General features: G+C 71.7%; 16 protein-coding genes and 1 pseudogene. 10 read left to right on the top strand and 7 right to left on the bottom strand.

The features are described from left to right. Nucleotides 1-50: 50 nt before the first annotated feature. The gene (locus ACIQAC_RS27495; RefSeq protein WP_399345417.1) at nt 51-464 is read left to right on the top strand and encodes a DUF5958 family protein; all 414 of its coding nucleotides are present in this window, start codon (nt 51-53) and stop codon (nt 462-464) included. A 98-nt stretch (nt 465-562) separates the two neighbouring features. On the opposite strand, the gene ACIQAC_RS27490 is transcribed toward ACIQAC_RS27495, so the two are convergent. Beyond that, nucleotides 563-883 (bottom strand): hypothetical protein, encoded by a 321-nt coding sequence (locus tag ACIQAC_RS27490; protein WP_402195275.1) that lies wholly within the window; start codon nt 881-883, stop codon nt 563-565. Nucleotides 884-895: 12 nt separating this feature from the next. On the opposite strand from ACIQAC_RS27490, the gene ACIQAC_RS27485 reads away from it, so the two are divergent. Both ACIQAC_RS27485 and ACIQAC_RS27480 read left to right on the top strand, forming a co-directional pair. Next, complete coding sequence (locus tag ACIQAC_RS27485) at nt 896-1,687, top strand: hypothetical protein (RefSeq protein ID WP_402195274.1); 792 nt, start codon at nt 896-898, stop codon at nt 1,685-1,687. A gap of 84 nt (nt 1,688-1,771) precedes the next feature. Then, on the top strand, nt 1,772-2,641 hold the full coding sequence (locus tag ACIQAC_RS27480) for a GNAT family N-acetyltransferase (protein ID WP_402195272.1): 870 nt from the start codon (nt 1,772-1,774) through the stop codon (nt 2,639-2,641). Between the two features lie 53 nt (nt 2,642-2,694). Here the strand turns inward: ACIQAC_RS27480 and ACIQAC_RS27475 are convergent, their stop codons facing one another. Then, nucleotides 2,695-3,597, bottom strand: a complete 903-nt coding sequence (locus tag ACIQAC_RS27475) for an NADP-dependent oxidoreductase (protein WP_402195269.1) — start codon at nt 3,595-3,597, stop codon at nt 2,695-2,697. 222 nt (nt 3,598-3,819) lie between these two features. Here ACIQAC_RS27475 and ACIQAC_RS27470 point away from each other — a divergent pair. The 5 genes and pseudogenes from ACIQAC_RS27470 to ACIQAC_RS27450 form a co-directional block, all read left to right on the top strand. Further along, a pseudogene (locus ACIQAC_RS27470) lies at nt 3,820-4,215 on the top strand (FAD-dependent monooxygenase); the annotation flags it as partial. 348 nt (nt 4,216-4,563) lie between these two features. Next, nucleotides 4,564-5,775, top strand: a complete 1,212-nt coding sequence (locus ACIQAC_RS27465) for an NAD(P)/FAD-dependent oxidoreductase (RefSeq protein ID WP_402195268.1) — start codon at nt 4,564-4,566, stop codon at nt 5,773-5,775. A 101-nt stretch (nt 5,776-5,876) separates the two neighbouring features. Next, nucleotides 5,877-6,767 (top strand): RNA polymerase sigma-70 factor, encoded by an 891-nt coding sequence (locus ACIQAC_RS27460; protein WP_402195695.1) that lies wholly within the window; start codon nt 5,877-5,879, stop codon nt 6,765-6,767. Nucleotides 6,768-6,837: 70 nt separating this feature from the next. Further along, complete coding sequence (locus tag ACIQAC_RS27455) at nt 6,838-7,359, top strand: putative immunity protein (RefSeq protein WP_402195265.1); 522 nt, start codon at nt 6,838-6,840, stop codon at nt 7,357-7,359. A gap of 57 nt (nt 7,360-7,416) precedes the next feature. Continuing rightward, nucleotides 7,417-8,013 (top strand): DinB family protein, encoded by a 597-nt coding sequence (locus tag ACIQAC_RS27450; RefSeq protein ID WP_402195264.1) that lies wholly within the window; start codon nt 7,417-7,419, stop codon nt 8,011-8,013. Between the two features lie 120 nt (nt 8,014-8,133). Here the strand turns inward: ACIQAC_RS27450 and ACIQAC_RS27445 are convergent, their stop codons facing one another. Next, nucleotides 8,134-8,475 carry a winged helix-turn-helix transcriptional regulator gene (locus tag ACIQAC_RS27445; protein WP_402195262.1) on the bottom strand — a complete coding sequence of 114 codons (342 nt, stop codon included), beginning with the start codon at nt 8,473-8,475 and terminating at the stop codon, nt 8,134-8,136. A gap of 65 nt (nt 8,476-8,540) precedes the next feature. Between ACIQAC_RS27445 and ACIQAC_RS27440 the strand changes: the two genes are divergently transcribed. Beyond that, nucleotides 8,541-9,455, top strand: a complete 915-nt coding sequence (locus ACIQAC_RS27440) for an NAD(P)-dependent oxidoreductase (protein ID WP_402195260.1) — start codon at nt 8,541-8,543, stop codon at nt 9,453-9,455. Between the two features lie 556 nt (nt 9,456-10,011). After that, on the top strand, nt 10,012-10,836 hold the full coding sequence (locus ACIQAC_RS27435; protein ID WP_402195257.1) for a nitroreductase/quinone reductase family protein: 825 nt from the start codon (nt 10,012-10,014) through the stop codon (nt 10,834-10,836). Nucleotides 10,837-10,864: 28 nt separating this feature from the next. On the opposite strand, the gene ACIQAC_RS27430 is transcribed toward ACIQAC_RS27435, so the two are convergent. The 4 genes from ACIQAC_RS27430 to ACIQAC_RS27415 form a co-directional block, all read right to left on the bottom strand. Then, the gene (locus ACIQAC_RS27430) at nt 10,865-12,919 is read right to left on the bottom strand and encodes a HelD family protein (RefSeq protein WP_402195254.1); all 2,055 of its coding nucleotides are present in this window, start codon (nt 12,917-12,919) and stop codon (nt 10,865-10,867) included. A gap of 52 nt (nt 12,920-12,971) precedes the next feature. Then, the gene (locus ACIQAC_RS27425) at nt 12,972-13,640 is read right to left on the bottom strand and encodes a TetR family transcriptional regulator (protein ID WP_402195252.1); all 669 of its coding nucleotides are present in this window, start codon (nt 13,638-13,640) and stop codon (nt 12,972-12,974) included. 9 nt (nt 13,641-13,649) lie between these two features. Beyond that, on the bottom strand, nt 13,650-15,875 hold the full coding sequence (locus ACIQAC_RS27420; protein WP_402195693.1) for a phosphotransferase family protein: 2,226 nt from the start codon (nt 15,873-15,875) through the stop codon (nt 13,650-13,652). Between the two features lie 213 nt (nt 15,876-16,088). Beyond that, nucleotides 16,089-16,616 carry a hypothetical protein gene (locus ACIQAC_RS27415; RefSeq protein WP_402195250.1) on the bottom strand — a complete coding sequence of 176 codons (528 nt, stop codon included), beginning with the start codon at nt 16,614-16,616 and terminating at the stop codon, nt 16,089-16,091. Between the last annotated feature and the right edge of the window lie 28 nt (nt 16,617-16,644).

The raw sequence follows: 16,644 nt of genomic DNA, 5'->3' as shown, positions 1-16,644 counted from the left end.
GCTTGGATGACCGGGAAAGACTGTGAATGGAGCGCAACGGGGGCGTGAGAATGGCTGATCCGTACATCATTCTCAACGAACTCGCCCAAGAGCTTCGGCCGATGCCACAGGGAATCGAGTGGTTCGAGAGCCTCTCCGCTGAAGAGCAGTCCAACACCCTGTGCCTCCTGTCACATTTCTGCATTCAGGCCCGCGCCACTGCCGAGGACGGCCCGGAAAGCATCCGACGCGCCGGACTTCGCGCCACGCACACACCGGCAGTTCTGATCACACGGGGGCGGATCGACCAGCAGCTCGGAAAGATCGCCAGTCTCACCCCGCACGACGAGCGCCTCAAGTCATTCCGGCTACTGATCGCGGTGCTGGCCGTCGCCGACGAACGCCGACGAGAGCGCTTCTGCTCCGACGGTTGCGGCCACGCGTGGCATCGCCTGTCTGTCGACACCCCCGAAGCCTCGGCCTGATCCCTCGCACTTGTAGGATCTCGCGGCTCGTGTCACCACGCAGCGTGCTGACCAGCAAAATTCGGATGGGTCTCAGAGGGCGCACCGATGCCCTTGTCTCAAATGCCGTGGCACTTCCTCAGCAAGCGCTGGAAGATGGCGATGTGCAGCTCCCCTAGGTCTATCGCGTCAGCAAGTACGACCCCGCCGACCGTGACGATCACGGGCACTACACCGGCACCGAGGACAGCATCAGCGATCACGGCGAGATCGAGGCGGCCTATCTTCAGGCGGTCAAGGCGTTCGCCGCGGACACCAGCATCGACCATCTGTCTGTCCGCGAGCCGGAGGTCTCGTCTCTTGCTCACTTCGGCGTTGAGAGATCTCTGGACGGCTTCGATCTCGACAGGCTCCTTCCCGGCGGTCTTGCCGACTTCCACGACGGAGCAGAGATGCCGCTGGACATCGGGCTGGAGCTGATTCGCCTCATGCTGCGCGACAGCGGCGCCTGGTGCCGGCTGGAGGTGGAAGACGTTTTCGCAGTGCACGTCGGGTGGGACCAGTACCTCTACGTCGGCAGCAGCAGACTCTGCCAAGGAGCTCTAGCTCGCGCCCGCGAACTCGGGCTGTTCCCAGAACACCTGGACGTTTCCCCCTACGACTTCGAGCCCGAGGAGGAAGGCGTCCTACGGCCAGGCGATGACGACTTCTGGGCCAGCCTGCTGGTGCGGCTGGCCGACGAGGCTGGTCGGGCGAGTCTGGTATTGCTGCCTCACCTACTGGCCGCCGAAGGTTTCGAGTTCCTTAGTCAGCGGGACGGGCCACCGGTAGTGGCGCCCTTCGCGTTGCTGGACACCGTTCCGCCGCTGGAGGCAGAGAAAGCCACCGCCTGGAAACAGCATCTACTGGAGCTGGAGTCCGAGCGGCAAAGCGGCATCGGAGCCGGGGCGGGACCACGGCCGGAGTACGACCCGGCCCTGCATATCTTGGAGGAGCGGATTGCCGCGAAGGCCACCGAGTTGCGTGCCCTGGGCTGGACGGTGAGCGCGCGGACGGTCGAGAGGATGCGGATCCGCTACCGGGATCAAGGGGTCTGGGGGCTGGTCGATCACCGCAAGACCCGTCTGTCCTCGCCGACGGGCCGGGCTGATGAGCGGGTGGTGGCAGCCGTCGCGGCGGTGCTGGCCGACCAGTGGCGGGCCGGGGGGCGTGCTCGTCGGCGGGGGCGTTGGGGGCGGCGTTGAGGCCGCGTTCGGGACGGCTTGGTCTCTGGGCCGTGATTGACGGGAATCCGTGGGGCTCTCGGCGGGGCTGGGGAACGATGAGGCATGGCTTCTGACAACTGGTATCTCACCGATGACGTGGACGACTTCCTCGGCCGGGCCGGCGGGTTTCTGCGGTCGCGGCCCGGTCTGCATGTCATGCAGCTGACCTGGGCCGAGCGGGTGCGGACGCGTGGGGCGGCGGCGTACGGATGCGATGCGCCGCTGTTCGGCGCACTGGAGGAGGCCGGCGAGGTCCGCGCCACCTTCTACCGGCTCCCGCCCCGCGGCATCGCCCCCTCCCCGCTCACCGCCGAGCAGGCAGACTCGCTCGCCGCCCGGCTGGCCGCCCTCGGCGAGCCCCTGCCGAGCGTCGGCGCGGACGACGACACGGCCGCCGCCTTCGTCAAGGCCTGGCAGTGGTACACCGGCGCGACGGCGAAGCTCCGCGACACCCAGGTGCGGCTGTACGGGCTCGACAGACTCGTCCTGCCGGACCCGATGCCGGCCGGCCGGGCCCGTGTCCTCGGGGAGCGGGATCTCGACGAAGTCATGTTCTGGTGCCGGGAGTTCGCCCGGGCCGTCGGGGAGGACGTCACCATCGACGCCGGCACCTGGCCCGACACCCGCTTCGCCGACAAGCGCTACACGCTCTGGGAGACCCCGGACGGCACCCCCGTCTCCGTCGCGGGCCTGAACCCGAACATCGGCGGCCAGGTCCAGGTGGACATCGTCTACACCCCGGCCCATCTGCGCGGCCGCGGCTACGCGGCGGCCGTGACGACCGCCGTGACCCGCGCCGCGCTGGCCGAGGGCGCAGAGGACGTCGTCCTGTTCGCGGACCAGTCCAACCCCACCAGCAACGCCCTCTACCAGCGCCTCGGTTACCGCCCGCTCGCCGACTGGGCCTCGTACGAGATCCACGAAGCCCCCTAAGCCCCCGACCTAAGCCCCCGAAGCCCCCGAAGCCGGCTGAGCGGGCGCCCGGCTCAGTTCACCAGCAGCACCAGCTTGCCCCGCACATGGCCCTCCTCGCTCTCGCGCTGCGCCTCGGCGACCTCCGTGAGCGGGAGGGTCCGGGCGACCGGCAAGGAGAAGCGGCCCGACTCGACCAGGTCGCCCAGTTCGGCGAGTACGTGGAGCGCGCGGCCCGACTCACCCGTACTGAACCGCACCCCGTACTGCTGCGCACCGGCGAAGTCGGCGACCGTAAGGACGTGTTCGGCGCCGCCCGTGAGGTCGATCAGCTCGGGCAGGATCCCGCTCCCGGCCGCGTCGAGGGCGAGGTCGACCCCGTCGGGGGCCAGTGCGCGCACCCGGTCGACCAGTCCCTCGCCGTAGGTGACCGGCTCGGCGCCCAGGGAGCGGACGTAGTCCTGGTTCGCCGGGCTCGCGGTACCGATCACACGGGCGCCGCGGGCCACCGCGAACTGCACCGCCGAGCTGCCGACGCCCCCGGAGGCGCCGTTGACCAGCAGAGTGCCGCCGCTGCCGACGCCGAGCTGGTCGAGCGCGCGTACGGCCGTCTCGACGGCGACCGGCAGCGCGGCGGCGCCGGGGAGGTCGAGCGAGGGCGGGACCGGCGCGTAGTGCGCGAGGACCGCCAGTTGTGCCTGGGCCGCGCCCGCGTCGGACAGTCCGAAGACGCGGTCGCCGACGGCCACGTCCGTGACGCCGGGGCCCAGTTCGTCGACGACGCCCGCCGCCTCGGAGCCCAGGGTCTGCGGAAGCTCCTGGTCCATCATGCCCCTGCGCTTCTTCCAGTCGCTCGGGTTGACGCCGGCCGCGTGCACCGCGATCCGGACCTGGCCGGGACCCGGATGCGGGTCGGGGAGATCCACGATCTCCAGCACCTCGGGGCCGCCGAACCGGCTGAAACGGACTGCCTTCATCACTCGCTCCGATCTCTGTACGGGGCCTGCCGCCCGAGGTCCAGCCTCCCCCGGGTCGGCAATCCCGGCTCGCCGGCACACACGCGGCACTCGCTCACGGCCCTCACTCACGACCCCCACTCACGACCCCCGCCCTCCCTCGCGTCGCACGCTTGCGCCTTGGTCATTGACCTAGTTGACTGTGCACGGGCATTGTTGGTCGCCGACCAAGAGGTGGAGCTCATGGAGCAGCAGCACGTCGTCATCGCCGGCGCGGGCCCCGTCGGCCTCTGGCTCGCCGGGGAGCTGCGGCTGGGCGGAGTCGCCGTCACGGTCGTCGAGGAACGTACGGAGATCGACCAGCTCTCCAAGGCGCTCACCGTCCACCCGCGCACCATCGAGATCCTGGCCACGCGCGGACTGCACGAGCAGTTCGTCGCCGAGGACCTGCGCATCCCGAGCGGCCACTTCGGCGCGCTGGAGAAACGGCTCGACTTCAGCGGCCTGGACACGCCCTTCCCGTTCACCCTCGCCCTCCCCCAGGCCCGTACCGAGGAGATCCTCGAAGAGCGGGGCCATTCGAGGATGGGTCCTTCGCGGACCGGCCCTTCACGGACGGCGCCTTCACAGACCGGCCCCGCACGGACCGGCCCTTCACGGACCGCGCTTCCACCGACCGCGCCTTCACGGACCGCGCTACCGCCGACCGCGCCTCCGCCCACCGCGCCTCCGCCGACCGCCCGGCACCCCCGATCGCCGTCCATCGCGCCCCCCTCGACACCCTCGACACCCTCGATCAGGCCCGCCCCGCCTGGGCCGGCGTCCGTGCCGCCCTGATCCGCCCCGACGGGCACGTGGCCTGGGCGGCGGGGGCGGAGCGGGGCGACACGGCCCGGAGTGGGGCGCCAGGTGTGACCTGAGTCACGTCATGTCACAATTCGGCGCGTCCCCGGTGTCTCCCTTTCGAACACCAACCGAGGAGGCACCGTGAGTGAGAACACCCAGGTCGTGGTGGTCGGCGGCGGCTACGCCGGCGTGATGGCCGCCAACCGCCTGACGCACCGCGACGACGTGACCGTCACGCTCGTCAACCCGCGCCCGACGTTCGTCGAGCGGATCCGGCTGCACCAACTGGCGGGCCGTACCGGCGAGGCGGTCGTCGAGTACCGGGACGTCCTGGCCGAGGACGTGCGGCTGGTGATCGACAGCGTCGACCGGATCGACGCCGGCGGGCGCCGCGTGACGCTCGCGACCGGCGGGGCCGTCGGCTACGACTACCTGATCTACGCGGTGGGCAGCGGCAGCGTGGACCAACGCGTCCCCGGCGCCGCCGAGTTCGCCTACCCGATCGCCGGCCTGGAAGAGGCACTACGGCTGCGGCCGGCCCTCGACGAGGCGTCCCCCACGGCCCCGGTGACGGTCGTCGGAGCCGGTCCGACCGGCATCGAGACCGCCGCCGAACTGGGCGAGGCAGGCAGGAGGGTCACCCTCGTGTGCGGCGGGATCCTCGGCCCGTATCTGCACACCCGGGGCCGGCGCGCGGTCGCCGCACGCCTCGCCGCGCTCGGGGTGACCGTGATCCAGGGGCCCGGCGCCAAGGTGACGTCGGTGACCGGGGACACCGTACGGCTCGCCGACGGCCGTGAGCTGCCGAGCGAGGTGACCGTGTGGACCGCCGGGTTCGGTGTGCCGGACCTGGCCGTGCGCAGCGGGCTGAGCACCGACTCCGTGGGCCGGCTGCTCACCGATGAGACGCTGACCAGCGTCGACGACCCGCGGATCGTCGCGGCCGGCGACTCGGCGGCGCCGTCGGGGCTGCCGCTGCGGATGAGCTGCCAGGCGGCGATGCCGATGGGCGCGCGGGCCGCGGACACCGTACTGGCGCGGATCGCGGGCGAGCGGCCCTCGGACCTCAACGCGCTCTTCGCCGGGCAGTGCATCAGCCTGGGCCGCGGGGCGGGCATCTTCCAGTTCGCCCACCGGGACGACACCGCGGTGCCGTTCCACATCGCGGGCCGCACCGGCGCGAAGATCAAGGAGTTCGTCTGCGCGAGCATCGTCAAGCAGCTGGCCGGGGAGGCGCGCAAGCCGGGTTCGTACCGACTGCACAAGGTCTCGGGCGGCGCCAAGCGCGGGCAGCAGATCAAGTCCGGGCGGGGCAAGGCGGCGCCCGCGGCGGCCACCGAACCGGCTGCCTAGAAGGACGACGGGCAGCCATGAGGGACAAGGAGAAGGAGGACAGGGACGTGAGCACGGACAGGGGCACAGACGGCGGCATGGACACGGGCATGGACAGGGACATGGGCGAGCGCCCCACCGACCCGGCGACCGACGCCTTCGTCGCGCACCGCAACCTGCTCTTCACCGTCGCCTACGAGATGCTCGGCTCGGCGGCCGACGCCGAGGACGTCCTTCAGGAGACCTGGCTGCGGTGGGCCGAGGTGGACCAGGAACAGGTGCGTGACCGGCGCGCCTACCTGGTCCGGATCACCACCCGCCAGGCGCTCAACCGGCTGCGCTCCCTGTCCCGCCGCAAGGAGTCCTACGTAGGTCCCTGGCTGCCCGAACCACTGCTGACCTCGCCCGATGTCGCCGAGGACGCGGAGCTCGCGGAGAGTATGTCGATGGCGCTGATGCTGGTCCTGGAGACCCTCTCGCCCACCGAGCGCGCGGTGTTCGTCCTGCGCGAGGTGTTCGATGTCAGCCACGACGAGATCGCGGCCGCCGTCGACAAGACCCCCGCGGCCGTACGGCAGATCGCGCACCGCGCCCGCCGGCACGTGGACGCGCGCCGCCCCCGCAAGGTGGTCTCCGCGCGCCAGACCCGGGCCGCCCTGGAGTCGTTCCGCAACGCGGTCGCGACCGGGGACATCCAGGGCCTGCTGGACGTACTCGCCCCCGACGTGGTGCTGCTGACGGACGGCGGCGGGCACCGGCAGGCGGCGCTGCGGCCGATCATCGGCGGCGACAAGGTGGCCCGTTACATCCTCGGCGGCCTCGGAAAGGACCCGGTCACCTTCGCGCCGATCCTGGTCAACGGCAGTCCGGGCTTCGTCCTGCACCTTGAGGGCGAACTCGACGGTGTCGTCGCCCTGCTCATCGAGGACGCCCGCGTCACCGGCCTCTACTACGTCCGCAACCCCGAGAAACTCACCCACGTCACGACCGAGACCCCGCTCACCCTGCGCTGAACTCCCCCTGGCCGGCCCGGCCGCCGGAAACCGCGGCGACAGGCGCCGGGGAAATCAGGAGGATGTGCGGGTGACCGAAGTGACCATCAGCGACGAGGACCGCCGGCTGCTCGGCGGCTGGACGGCCGACTGCGCCGAGCGGGTACAGGCCCTGTTCGACGCGGCGGCACCCGCGGACACCCGCCCCCGGGAAGCCCTCGACGCCGTGCGCGCCTACGCCCGCCAGGAGATCGAACGGGGTCCGCTGCGCGCCCTCGCGCACGCGGCCCTGGCCGCCGCCCGGGACGTGGGCGATCCCGCCGCGACCGCCGCCGCCCGCGCCGCGGGCTACGCGGCGGCGAGCCCGTACATCCACGCCCTGGCCACCCCTCACCAGGCCAAGCACGCCGTCTCGCCGGCGATGCAGGCGGCCCGCGCGGCCGAACTCGCGGCGGGTGGCGACCTCACCGCCGGAGACGAGGAGATCCGCTGGGCGATCGAACATGCGCCGCCCGCGGTCGGCGGCATCCTGCGCCGGCTGCCCGCCTTCACACCCGGCCGCAGCCGGCTGGACGTGCTGCGCGACCGACTGGAGACGGCCCTCAGGGCCTGAGCGCCCGCCCGTCGCGCGAGCCTCGGAAGTCGGGGGCCCGAGCGGCAGACTGTCCCCATGACTCCGTCCCACGCCAAGAGCGACCTTCACTTCTATCTTCAGTCCGCGCGCGATGCCCTGCTCTGGAAGCTGGAGGGGCTTTCGGAGTACGACGCGCGGCGGCCGTCGACACCGACCGGCACCAATCTGCTGGGGCTGGTGAAGCACGCGGCCGGAGTGGAACTGGGCTATCTGGGCGAGACGTTCGGGCGGCCGTCGGACGAAGTGCTGCCCTCCACGGAGGAGTTGGCGGAGGCCAACGCCGACATGTGGGCCACCGCCGACGAGACCCGCGCGGACATCGTGGGGCTCTACCAACGCGCCTGGGCCCACGCGGACGCGACCATCGACGCGCTGCCGCTGGACACCGTCGGCCGGGTGCCCTGGTGGCCGGGCGACCGGGCCGAGGTGACGTTGCACCACGCCGTGGTCCGCGTGATCGCCGACACCCAGCGGCACGCCGGGCACGCCGACATCCTGCGTGAACTCATGGACGGTTCGGTCGGGATGGGCCGGAACAACACCAGCATGGCGCCGGGCGACGAGGTGTGGTGGGAGGAGTACCGGGCGCGGCTGGAGCGGGCGGCGCGGGAGGCCCCCGGGGGGAAGTCGTAGAGCGCGGAGGCTGTAGGGGCAGGGAGGTTGTAGGGGCGGGGAGGCCGTCGGGACGGCGAACACCCACTTTTTTGTGGGTACTTGGCACCCGGCGCGTTCCGGGCGAGGCTGTTCCCGTGATCAGGAAGTCGCCGTCAGCCGGTCCAGGCGGCGGTGGCCCCAGTCGGAGAGAGGAGCGAGGGCCTCGGCCAGTTCACGGCCGAAGTCGGTCAGGGAGTAGACCGTCTTCGGGGGCAGGACGTCGTACGCCTCTCGGTGCACCAGACCGTCCTCCGCCATCTCCCGCAGTGCCTGGGTCAGCACCTTCTCGCTGAGCCCGGGCAGCCGCCGGCGCAGCTCGGCGGGCCGGTGCGGGCCGGACTCCAGCGCCCACAGCAGGGCCGTCTTCCACTTGCCGTCGATCACGGAGATCGCGGCGGTCACACCACAGACGTTCACATCACGGGCTCGGCCGCGTGTCATGTCGAGCTGACTCCTCACACACCGTTTTGCGCCTTTTAGCCTGCTTATTCCAGGAGAGTTGATCCATGTCCACGCACGGACTGTCCACCCACGAAAACCCCTCCCCCGACCAGTCTGCCGTGACCGTCCTCGGTCTGGGCCCGATGGGCCGGGCGCTCGCCGGAGCGTTCCTGGCGGCGGGTCTGCGTACGACCGTATGGAACCGCACTCCCGGGCGGGCCGGCGAGTTGGTGGAGCGCGGGGCCGTGGCCGCCGGTTCGCCCGAGGAGGCGGTGGCCGCGAGCGATCTGGTCGTGGTCTGCGTGGTGAACTACGACGCCGTGGACACCGTGCTGCGCCGCGACGAGGTGGCCGCCGCGCTCAAGGGCCGTACGGTCGTGAACCTGACCGCCGACACGCCCGACCGCGCCCGTGACCTGGGCGCCTGGGCCGACGCACACGGCGTGCGTTACCTGGACGGCGCGATCATGACGCCGGTCACGACCATCGGGCTGCCCGAGGCGGTGTTCCTGTACAGCGGCCCGCAGGAGCTGTACGGCACGCACCGGGCGGTCCTCGACGCGCTCGGCGGCGCGCACACCCACCTCGGGGAGGACATCGGGCGGGCCGCCGGTTACGACCTCGCGCTGCTCGACATCTTCTGGACGGCGATGTCCGGCTTCGCGCACGGGCTGGCGCTCGCGCGGGCGGAGGGCATCAGCCCGCGGGAGCTGTCGCCGTTCGCGCAGGGGATCGGCGCGATTCTGCCGCCGCTGTTCGAGGAGATGTCGGGGAACGTGGAGGACGGCACGTACTCGGGCGAGCTGAACCCGATCACGTCCGCGGTGTCGACGATGGCCCATGTGGTGCGGGCCGCCGAGGCACATGGCATCGACTCGAGCGTGATGCGGGTGACGGAGGGGCTGGCCCGCCGGGTCATCGCCGAGGGTCATGGCTCGGACGGGTTCCTGAGGGTGACGGAACTGCTGTCCCGACACTGAGCACATCCGTGAAACGCCGGAATCCTTGTGGGCCGGCGTGATGGGCGCCGACGGGTGCGCGTTCGGCGGGGTTTTGCGCAGCCCGGCGCCGACGGGGTGCCGCCGCGCCCACCCGTGCCGCCCTGCGGCACGACTGCCCGCGGCTGGGTGGGGCGCGCGGCTGGGTGGGGCGCGTGGCTGGGTGGGGGCGCGGCTGGGTGGGGGCGCGGCTGCAACGGGGGGCCGCGGATGCGCGGGGAGGGCTTTTGCTTTTAGGGGCGCGGGGAACTGCGCGATCAGCCCCCACCGGCCCGCACCCGGCCTCACCGGCTCGCACCGGCCCCACCGGCCCGCACCCGCCCGCCCGCGCCCGCCCTCGCCCGCCCGCGAAAAACCACGTTGCCCGACGGCCAGTCCCCCCGCTAAATTCTCTGTCATGACTGCCGGGTCGGCCTCGCGCCGTGAACGAGTGGGTTGCCCGGCCTCTGAGTGAGGCCGGCGCGGGCCAGGAGCCCGCCGTCTTCTTCTCTTCACCCTCACCACCATCCAGGGCCAGAGAAGGAGACCACACCCCAGCATGCCCAACGACTTCAACCAGCAGGTCATCGAGGAGTTCCGCGCAAACCACGGCCGCGTAGGCGGCTACTTCGAGGGCGCGCGGCTGATTCTGCTCACCACCACGGGAGCCCGTTCCGGCGCCCCGCACACCACCCCCGTCGGCTATCTCGCCGACGGTGACGACCGGATCCTGGTCATCGCCACGGCGGGCGGCTCACCAAGACACCCCGCCTGGTACCACAACCTGCTGGCCGAGCCCCGCGTGACGGTCGAGAACGGCGCTTTCACCTACGAGGCGGAGGCGGAGGTCCTGACCGGCGAGGAACGCGACCGGGCGTGGGCGCGGGCCGTGGAGTCGGACGAGGGCTGGGCGGACTACCAGCGCGGGACGGACCGGCTGATCCCGGTCGTCGCCCTCCAGGAGGTACCGGGCCCGCCGAACATCAACGCCGGGTCCATGGCCGAGGCGCTCAAGGTCGTCCACGACGCGTTCCGCCGTGAACTCGACATGATCCGCAAGGAGTTGACCGACGGCGGTACGCACCTGGTGGCCCAGCTGCGGATCAACTGCCTCACCTTCTGCCACGGCCTGGACAACCACCACACCGGCGAGAACATCGCGATGTTCCCCGCCCTGGCCGGCCGGTATCCCGAGGCGGCCCCGACCCTCGTGCGCCTGAACGAGGAGCACGAACGCATCACTGAACTGGTCGAGGAGCTGCGCCGCGTGGTCATGGGCGACGAGCCGGTCCCCGTCGTACGCGCCGAGGTCGAACGCCTGACGACCGCGCTGGAGGCCCATCTGGCGTACGAGGAGGAGCAGTTGATGCCGCTGCTCGGCTGACGGCCGGAGCGGGAGGCCGCCGCGCCGCTCAGAACGGCAGCGGCCTCCCGTGCACCACGTCCAGCCGCGACACCGCCCGGGTCAGTACCACGTACAGCCGGTGCAGGCCCCGGTCCTCGGCGTCGGCGATCGCCGCGGGTTCGACGGCGACGACATGGTCGTACTCCAGCCCCTTGGCGAGACTCGCGGGCACCACGGCGACCCGGGCGCCGAGTTCGTCGGGCCCGGCGGTCTCGATCCCGGCGTCGGCGAGCGCGGAGCGCAGCCCGTCAACGTGCCGGTCGGCGGCGATCACCCCCACGGACCCCTCCCGCCCGACCGCCTCCCGCACGGCACACACCACCGCACCGGGCACATCACCACCGGCGTCCCGGATCCGCAGCTCGCCGTCCGTCCGCAGGGAACGCCCGGCCGGTACGTCCACGTCCAGCCGCGCCAGCAGCCGGTTGGCGAGCCCGACCACCTCGGCCGGGACGCGGAACCCCGTGGTCAGCGGTACGACGGTGGCGTCCGGCTTGCCCAGATGGCGCAGGCTCGTCGCCCACGAGCGGGCGGCCCACGGGGTGGTGCCCTGCGCCAGATCGCCCAGCACGGTCAGCGAACCGAACACCGCCCGGCGCGCGATCGCCCGGCACTCCATCGGCGACAGGTCCTGCGCCTCGTCGACGACGAGATGGCCGTACCCCTCGGGATGCGCGATCAGCCCGGCGACCTCGTCCAGCAGCACCAGGTCCGCGGCGGACCAGCGGGCGGACTTCCAGGACCGGGGCGGCCGGGGCCACAGGAGTGCCTCCTGCTCGTCACCTTCCAGTACCCCGTGTGCGGCCCGCGCGAGGACGTCCCCCTCCCCGAGGACCCCGGCGACGACCTCCTCGGGCCGTACCCGGGGCCAGACGGCGTCGACGTACGGGGTGAGGGCGCGTTCGACCTTCCGTACCCAGGCGGCGGGCGGGGGCCCGGCCCGCCGTTCGACCTGCCGCCGCAGCCGCTCCACGAGCCGCGTGCGCACCCGCTCGCGCCCCACGTCGTACGGCGGCTCCTCGGCGAGCACCCCGGCGACGATCGCGGCCGCCTCGTCCGCGGGCACCCGCCACCGGTAGGACCCGTCCGGCACGACCGGCCCCTCACCGCCGTGGGCGTCGGCATCGACGCGCGCGTGGAGGGCCCGCCGCAGCACCTCGGCCATCCGGGCGTCGTGCTTGAGGAGCGCGGCGCGGGGCGGGTCGGTCGCGGTGGCGAAGTGCCCGGTGGCGTCGGCCAGTTCGTCGTGCAGGGTGGACTGCCGTACGCCGGTCTCGCCGAGGGCGGGCAGGACCGCGGAGATGTAGGTCAGGAAGGTGCGGTTGGGTCCGAGGATGAGCAGTCCGCCGCGGCGGATGCGCTGGGGGTGGGTGTAGAGGAGGTAGGCGGCGCGGTGCAGCCCGACGGCGGTCTTGCCGGTGCCCGGGGCGCCCTGCACACAGACGGACAGCGCGAGGTCTCCCCGTACGAGATCGTCCTGGTCGGGCTGGATGGTCGCCGCGATGTCGCGCATCGGCCCGACGCGGGGCCGTTCGATCTCGCGGGCGACGATGGTGCCGGCGGCCGGCGGGCGGCCGGCGTCGAGGTACTCGTCCTCCAGGGAGGTCAGATCGGCGGAGTCGCCGTGGCTGCCGGCGGCCCAGCCGAAGCGGCGGCGGACGGCGACGCCCTGGGGGTCGCGGGGGCCGGCCTGGTAGAAGGCGCGGGAGACGGGGGCGCGCCAGTCGACGACGAGGGGCGGGGCGGAGGGGTGCTCGGTGATCCGGAGCCGTCCGATGTGCAGGGCCTGTTCCTGGCTCCCGTCGCAGAAGTCCAACTTGCCGAAGAACAGGGGCCCTTCGGGAAGCTCGTGCAGGGCCTTGGCCTGACTGCGCAGCCGGTGGCCGAGCACTTCGGCGTCGGCTCCGGAGGCGGAGACGTCGGCACCGACGACGACCTGCTCGTCCGCTCCGGCGACCATGGCGGCGAGCGCGGCCCGGCAGACGTCGTGGTGGGCACGCTCGTCGACGAGGGCCTGATGGGTGGGGGCGGGTGGGCTGAGGGCGGGTTCGGGTGCCGTCATTCGAGCGAGCGTACTCGAATAACGTAACCGAGTTAAATTCTTTACCGGTCTACTATTCCGCGCCGGACGCCGCACCCGATCCGCCAGACCCTCGCGACTCACTCAGCCCACTCAGCCCACTCAGCCCGCTGAGCCCGTCCTCAAGCCGCTGAAAGGCCCGCTCGGCGGCGACAACCGCATCCGCCCGCACCTCGGCGACGGACTCCCCGGCCGTGATCCGCCGGAAGTTGTCCTGCGCGAGGATCCGCTGTACGGCGACGATCTGCCCGGCGGCCAGCCGCGCGTCCCCGTCCCCGCCGAGCGCCTCGGCGAGCGCGGCCTCGGACCGCTCCAGATGGCCGTACATCCGCGCGACCAGGGACGGAGTGCCGTACAGCAGCCGGTGGAAGGCGAGTACCGAGGGGTGGTCGCTGATCCCGGTGATGGGATCGCCCCGCTCCAGCCCCTCCAGGAAGTGCGCCTTCAACGCGGCGAGCGGCGCCGCCCGGCCGGCGACGACCCGGGCGGCCTCGTCCTCGTGATCGGCGATCCGGTACAGGACGAGGTCTTCCTTGGCCGGGAAGTACCGGAACAGCGTCGGCTTGGAGATCTCGGCCGCTGCCGCCACCTCGGCGACGGACACGGCGTCGAACCCACGCGCCAGAAACAACCGGACGGCGATGTCGGAGACGACTTCGTACATCCGCTGCTTCTTACGCTCACGCAGGCCGCCGGGGGTCATGGGGAGAGCCTACGCATCGGCCGGCCAGGCCAGGGCGCGCGCGAGGTGGGGATTGGCCGTCGGCCGGACCGGCAATCCCAGCGCACCCGTGGCCACGGCCAGGGTCATGGCGTAGGAGTCCACGGCCCGGCGGACGTTGGGCGCGTCCAGGCTGGCGCTGGTGACCAGACGGTCGAGGTCGATGTACGCGGACCGGACGATCTCCAGCGACCGGTAGACCCGCCAGTCCTTTTCCCAGTCCAATGTGTGGCCCCCGGGCAGGTTGCCCGCCCATCGGCGGAACATCCGGTCGCGAATCTCCGGCCGGGTCGGCGTCAGGTGCATGTGCCGGACCAGGTCGTACAGCGGGTCGCCGACCAGGGCCATCTCCCAGTCGATGATGGTCAGTGCGAGCCGGTCGTCGCGGCGCACCAGGTTCCACGGGTTGAGGTCGCCGTGCAGCAGTGCGGGCGTGCGGTGGGTCACCGAGTGGCGGGACAGGATCTCGCGCAGCCGGGGGGCGTCGGGCAGGCCGAGCAGCCGGGCCAGGTGCTGCGACTCCTTGGGCAGCGCGTCCACCAGCAGGACCAGTTGGTCGCAGAGCCAGTGGTGGAAGCCGCCCTCGCCCGCGGTCGGGTCGATGCTGCGGTAGTCCACCTCGGTCAGGGCGCGCAGCTGGTCGACGAGCCCGTCCGCCTCGTGCGGCAGCAGTCCGTGCACGGGGTGGTTGGGCGGCCGGTCCAGGTCGAGCGGGCCGCTGTAGGGGCCGGCGTAGGTGTGGATGGTGAAGGGCTCGTCCTGATAGCCCGTGCCCAGCGCCAGCACCTGTGGAGCGGCGACCTCGGCCCCGGACTTCTCGATCGCGGCGAGCACGGCGTGCTCGCTGAGGTAGCGGGGCTCGCGCCGGCAGGCGCCCGCGACCTTGCGGCGCACCACCACCGGCTTCTTGTACGCAGGTACCCGGACCACGGAGTTGAGGTGGGCGGTGCCCTTGAAGACCCGGCTGGCCGGTACGGCGCCCTCCTCGCGGAGCGCGGACTCGACGTAGGAGTGCGGGAACGTCCCGCGTTCGGGAACCCGGCGGTCCGGATCCCAGCGCATCGCCCCGGCGACCGGGCCGGAGTCGACGCCGAGCGTCGCGCGCCGCGAGGCCCGCCACCGGTAGAGGGTCGACTCGATCTCCTTGCGGCCCGGCAGACTACCGAGCCGGAGCGGACGCTCCGCCAGTTCCAGCGCGCGGCGCACCGAGTCGGTCGCCTCGTCGAGGGTCTTCTGGTCCGACGAAACCTCCAGCGACCGGGCGGCCCGCATCACGTCGGGATAGACGGACTGGGCCCGTTCGAAGTCGACGTAGTGGCGCAGGTCCTTGCCGACGCCGTTGACGGCGGCGGGCCGGAACTCCTGCATCGCCTCGGCCCAGGCGTCGACGACCTGGCCCCACTGAAAGGCCGGGTAGCGCATGCGCACGAGATGGGTCGCGAGGTCGTGCAGGGGGTCGCCGTAGGTGGCGAGCTCCCAGTCGACGCAGATCAGCGGGGGGTCACCGCCGTAGGAGGTAATCACGTTGTCCCGGTGCAGGTCGCCGTGGAGCAGGCTGTACGGCCTTCGGGCCATGGCGGGGACGCGTTCGCGCAGCCGGATCAGCGCGTCCTCGGGGATGCCCAGCGCCTTGAACAGGCCGTCGAACACCCGGCTGTTGGGCTGGCGGATCTGACTGTCCGCCATGTGGGCGAGCGTCTGGAGGAATCCGCGGCTGTCGGAGTGGTTGGCGGGCCAGCTGGCCGGCAGCCGGGGCAGCGCGCCGCGGCGGACGCGGGTGGTCTCGGCGAGCAGCCCGGCGAGCGCCTTCATCAGCAGGGTGTCGACGGGCTTCTCGTTCGGGCAGACCGTGGACAGCGGCACCCCCTCCACATGGCTGTGGACGGCGAACCCTTTCCCCTTGGCCAGGCACTGCGGGGCGTGTGGCAGGAAGCCGCGGATCGCGTCGAGGATCTGGGTCTCGTCCTGCCAGGTGCGGATGACCACGGGCAGGGCGTCGGTCCGTCTGAGGCGGACGGTCACGGACGTACCGGGCTTCTGCCCCAGCACCCGTGCCATGTCCTCCGGTAACGCCAGCACGTAGTTGCGGTTGTGGTGTCCGCTGCTCTCCAGCCCGTACTGGGCCGCTCCCGTCACGAACGCTTTGAGTGCAGGGCCGTGGGGATCACCGGCAGCACGTTCCCCGAGTAGATGTCGGGGAACAGGTGGTGCGCCCACGGGCCGCTCCGGTACTCGCATGAGGGGACGGTTCTGGCAAACGCTAACTGGCTCGACTGGTGTTCCGCACGACCGGAGTCGCCGGGGTGGACCGACACAGGGGGGGTGGGGTGCCGCTCCTCCCGCGTCGGGTATTCGAGGCTGGCCGATCGCCATCCCATACGTACGGACGCGAGCAGTTGCTCACACGGTGCGCGTATGCTAGCGCACCCCTCAAGACCGTTCTGCCAACAGGTCCCAGACGGAGTCGAACCACGACTGCATGCTGTCGACGAAGACCGATCCCGGCGAATTCGGGTCGCGGTCCTTCACGTGACGGGTCAGGGTCGCGCCGACTCCGAGGGCGTCCAGAGCCACGATCTCCTCCCCGTCGGGCAGGACCAGGGGGCGCTCCACCACCCGGTACATCCCGTGCAGGGCCTCGTCACCGTTGAGCAGGTAGAGCTTGAAGGCCGGGGTCAGATCCACCCGGCGCACCTCCACCTCGACGGACGGGACGAGCCGCTCGGTGCGCAGTTCGACCAGCGCCCCGTGCAGGGACTCCGTATGACGGTCCGTGATGCCCCGCAGCCGCTGCCGGGGGCGTGGATCCGCGCGGTCGCCCTGATGCGTCGGGTAGGGCAGGGCGAGCGTCTCGGAGGGCAGGAGCATCCGCAGGGTGATCCGCTCGGGGGCGATGAAACCGCCGCAATTCCGTTCCGTCTGAAGCCTGATGTGGGTGTCGAGAGTTTCTGAGGTCAACGTGTAGACGTCGATAGGGATGTGGGGG

This window comes from Streptomyces sp. NPDC088387, from assembly GCF_044753385.1.
GTDB lineage: Bacteria > Actinomycetota > Actinomycetes > Streptomycetales > Streptomycetaceae > Streptomyces.
The sequence above is the reverse complement of the archived record's forward strand: the minus strand, read 5'-3'. Positions and strand labels throughout refer to the sequence as shown.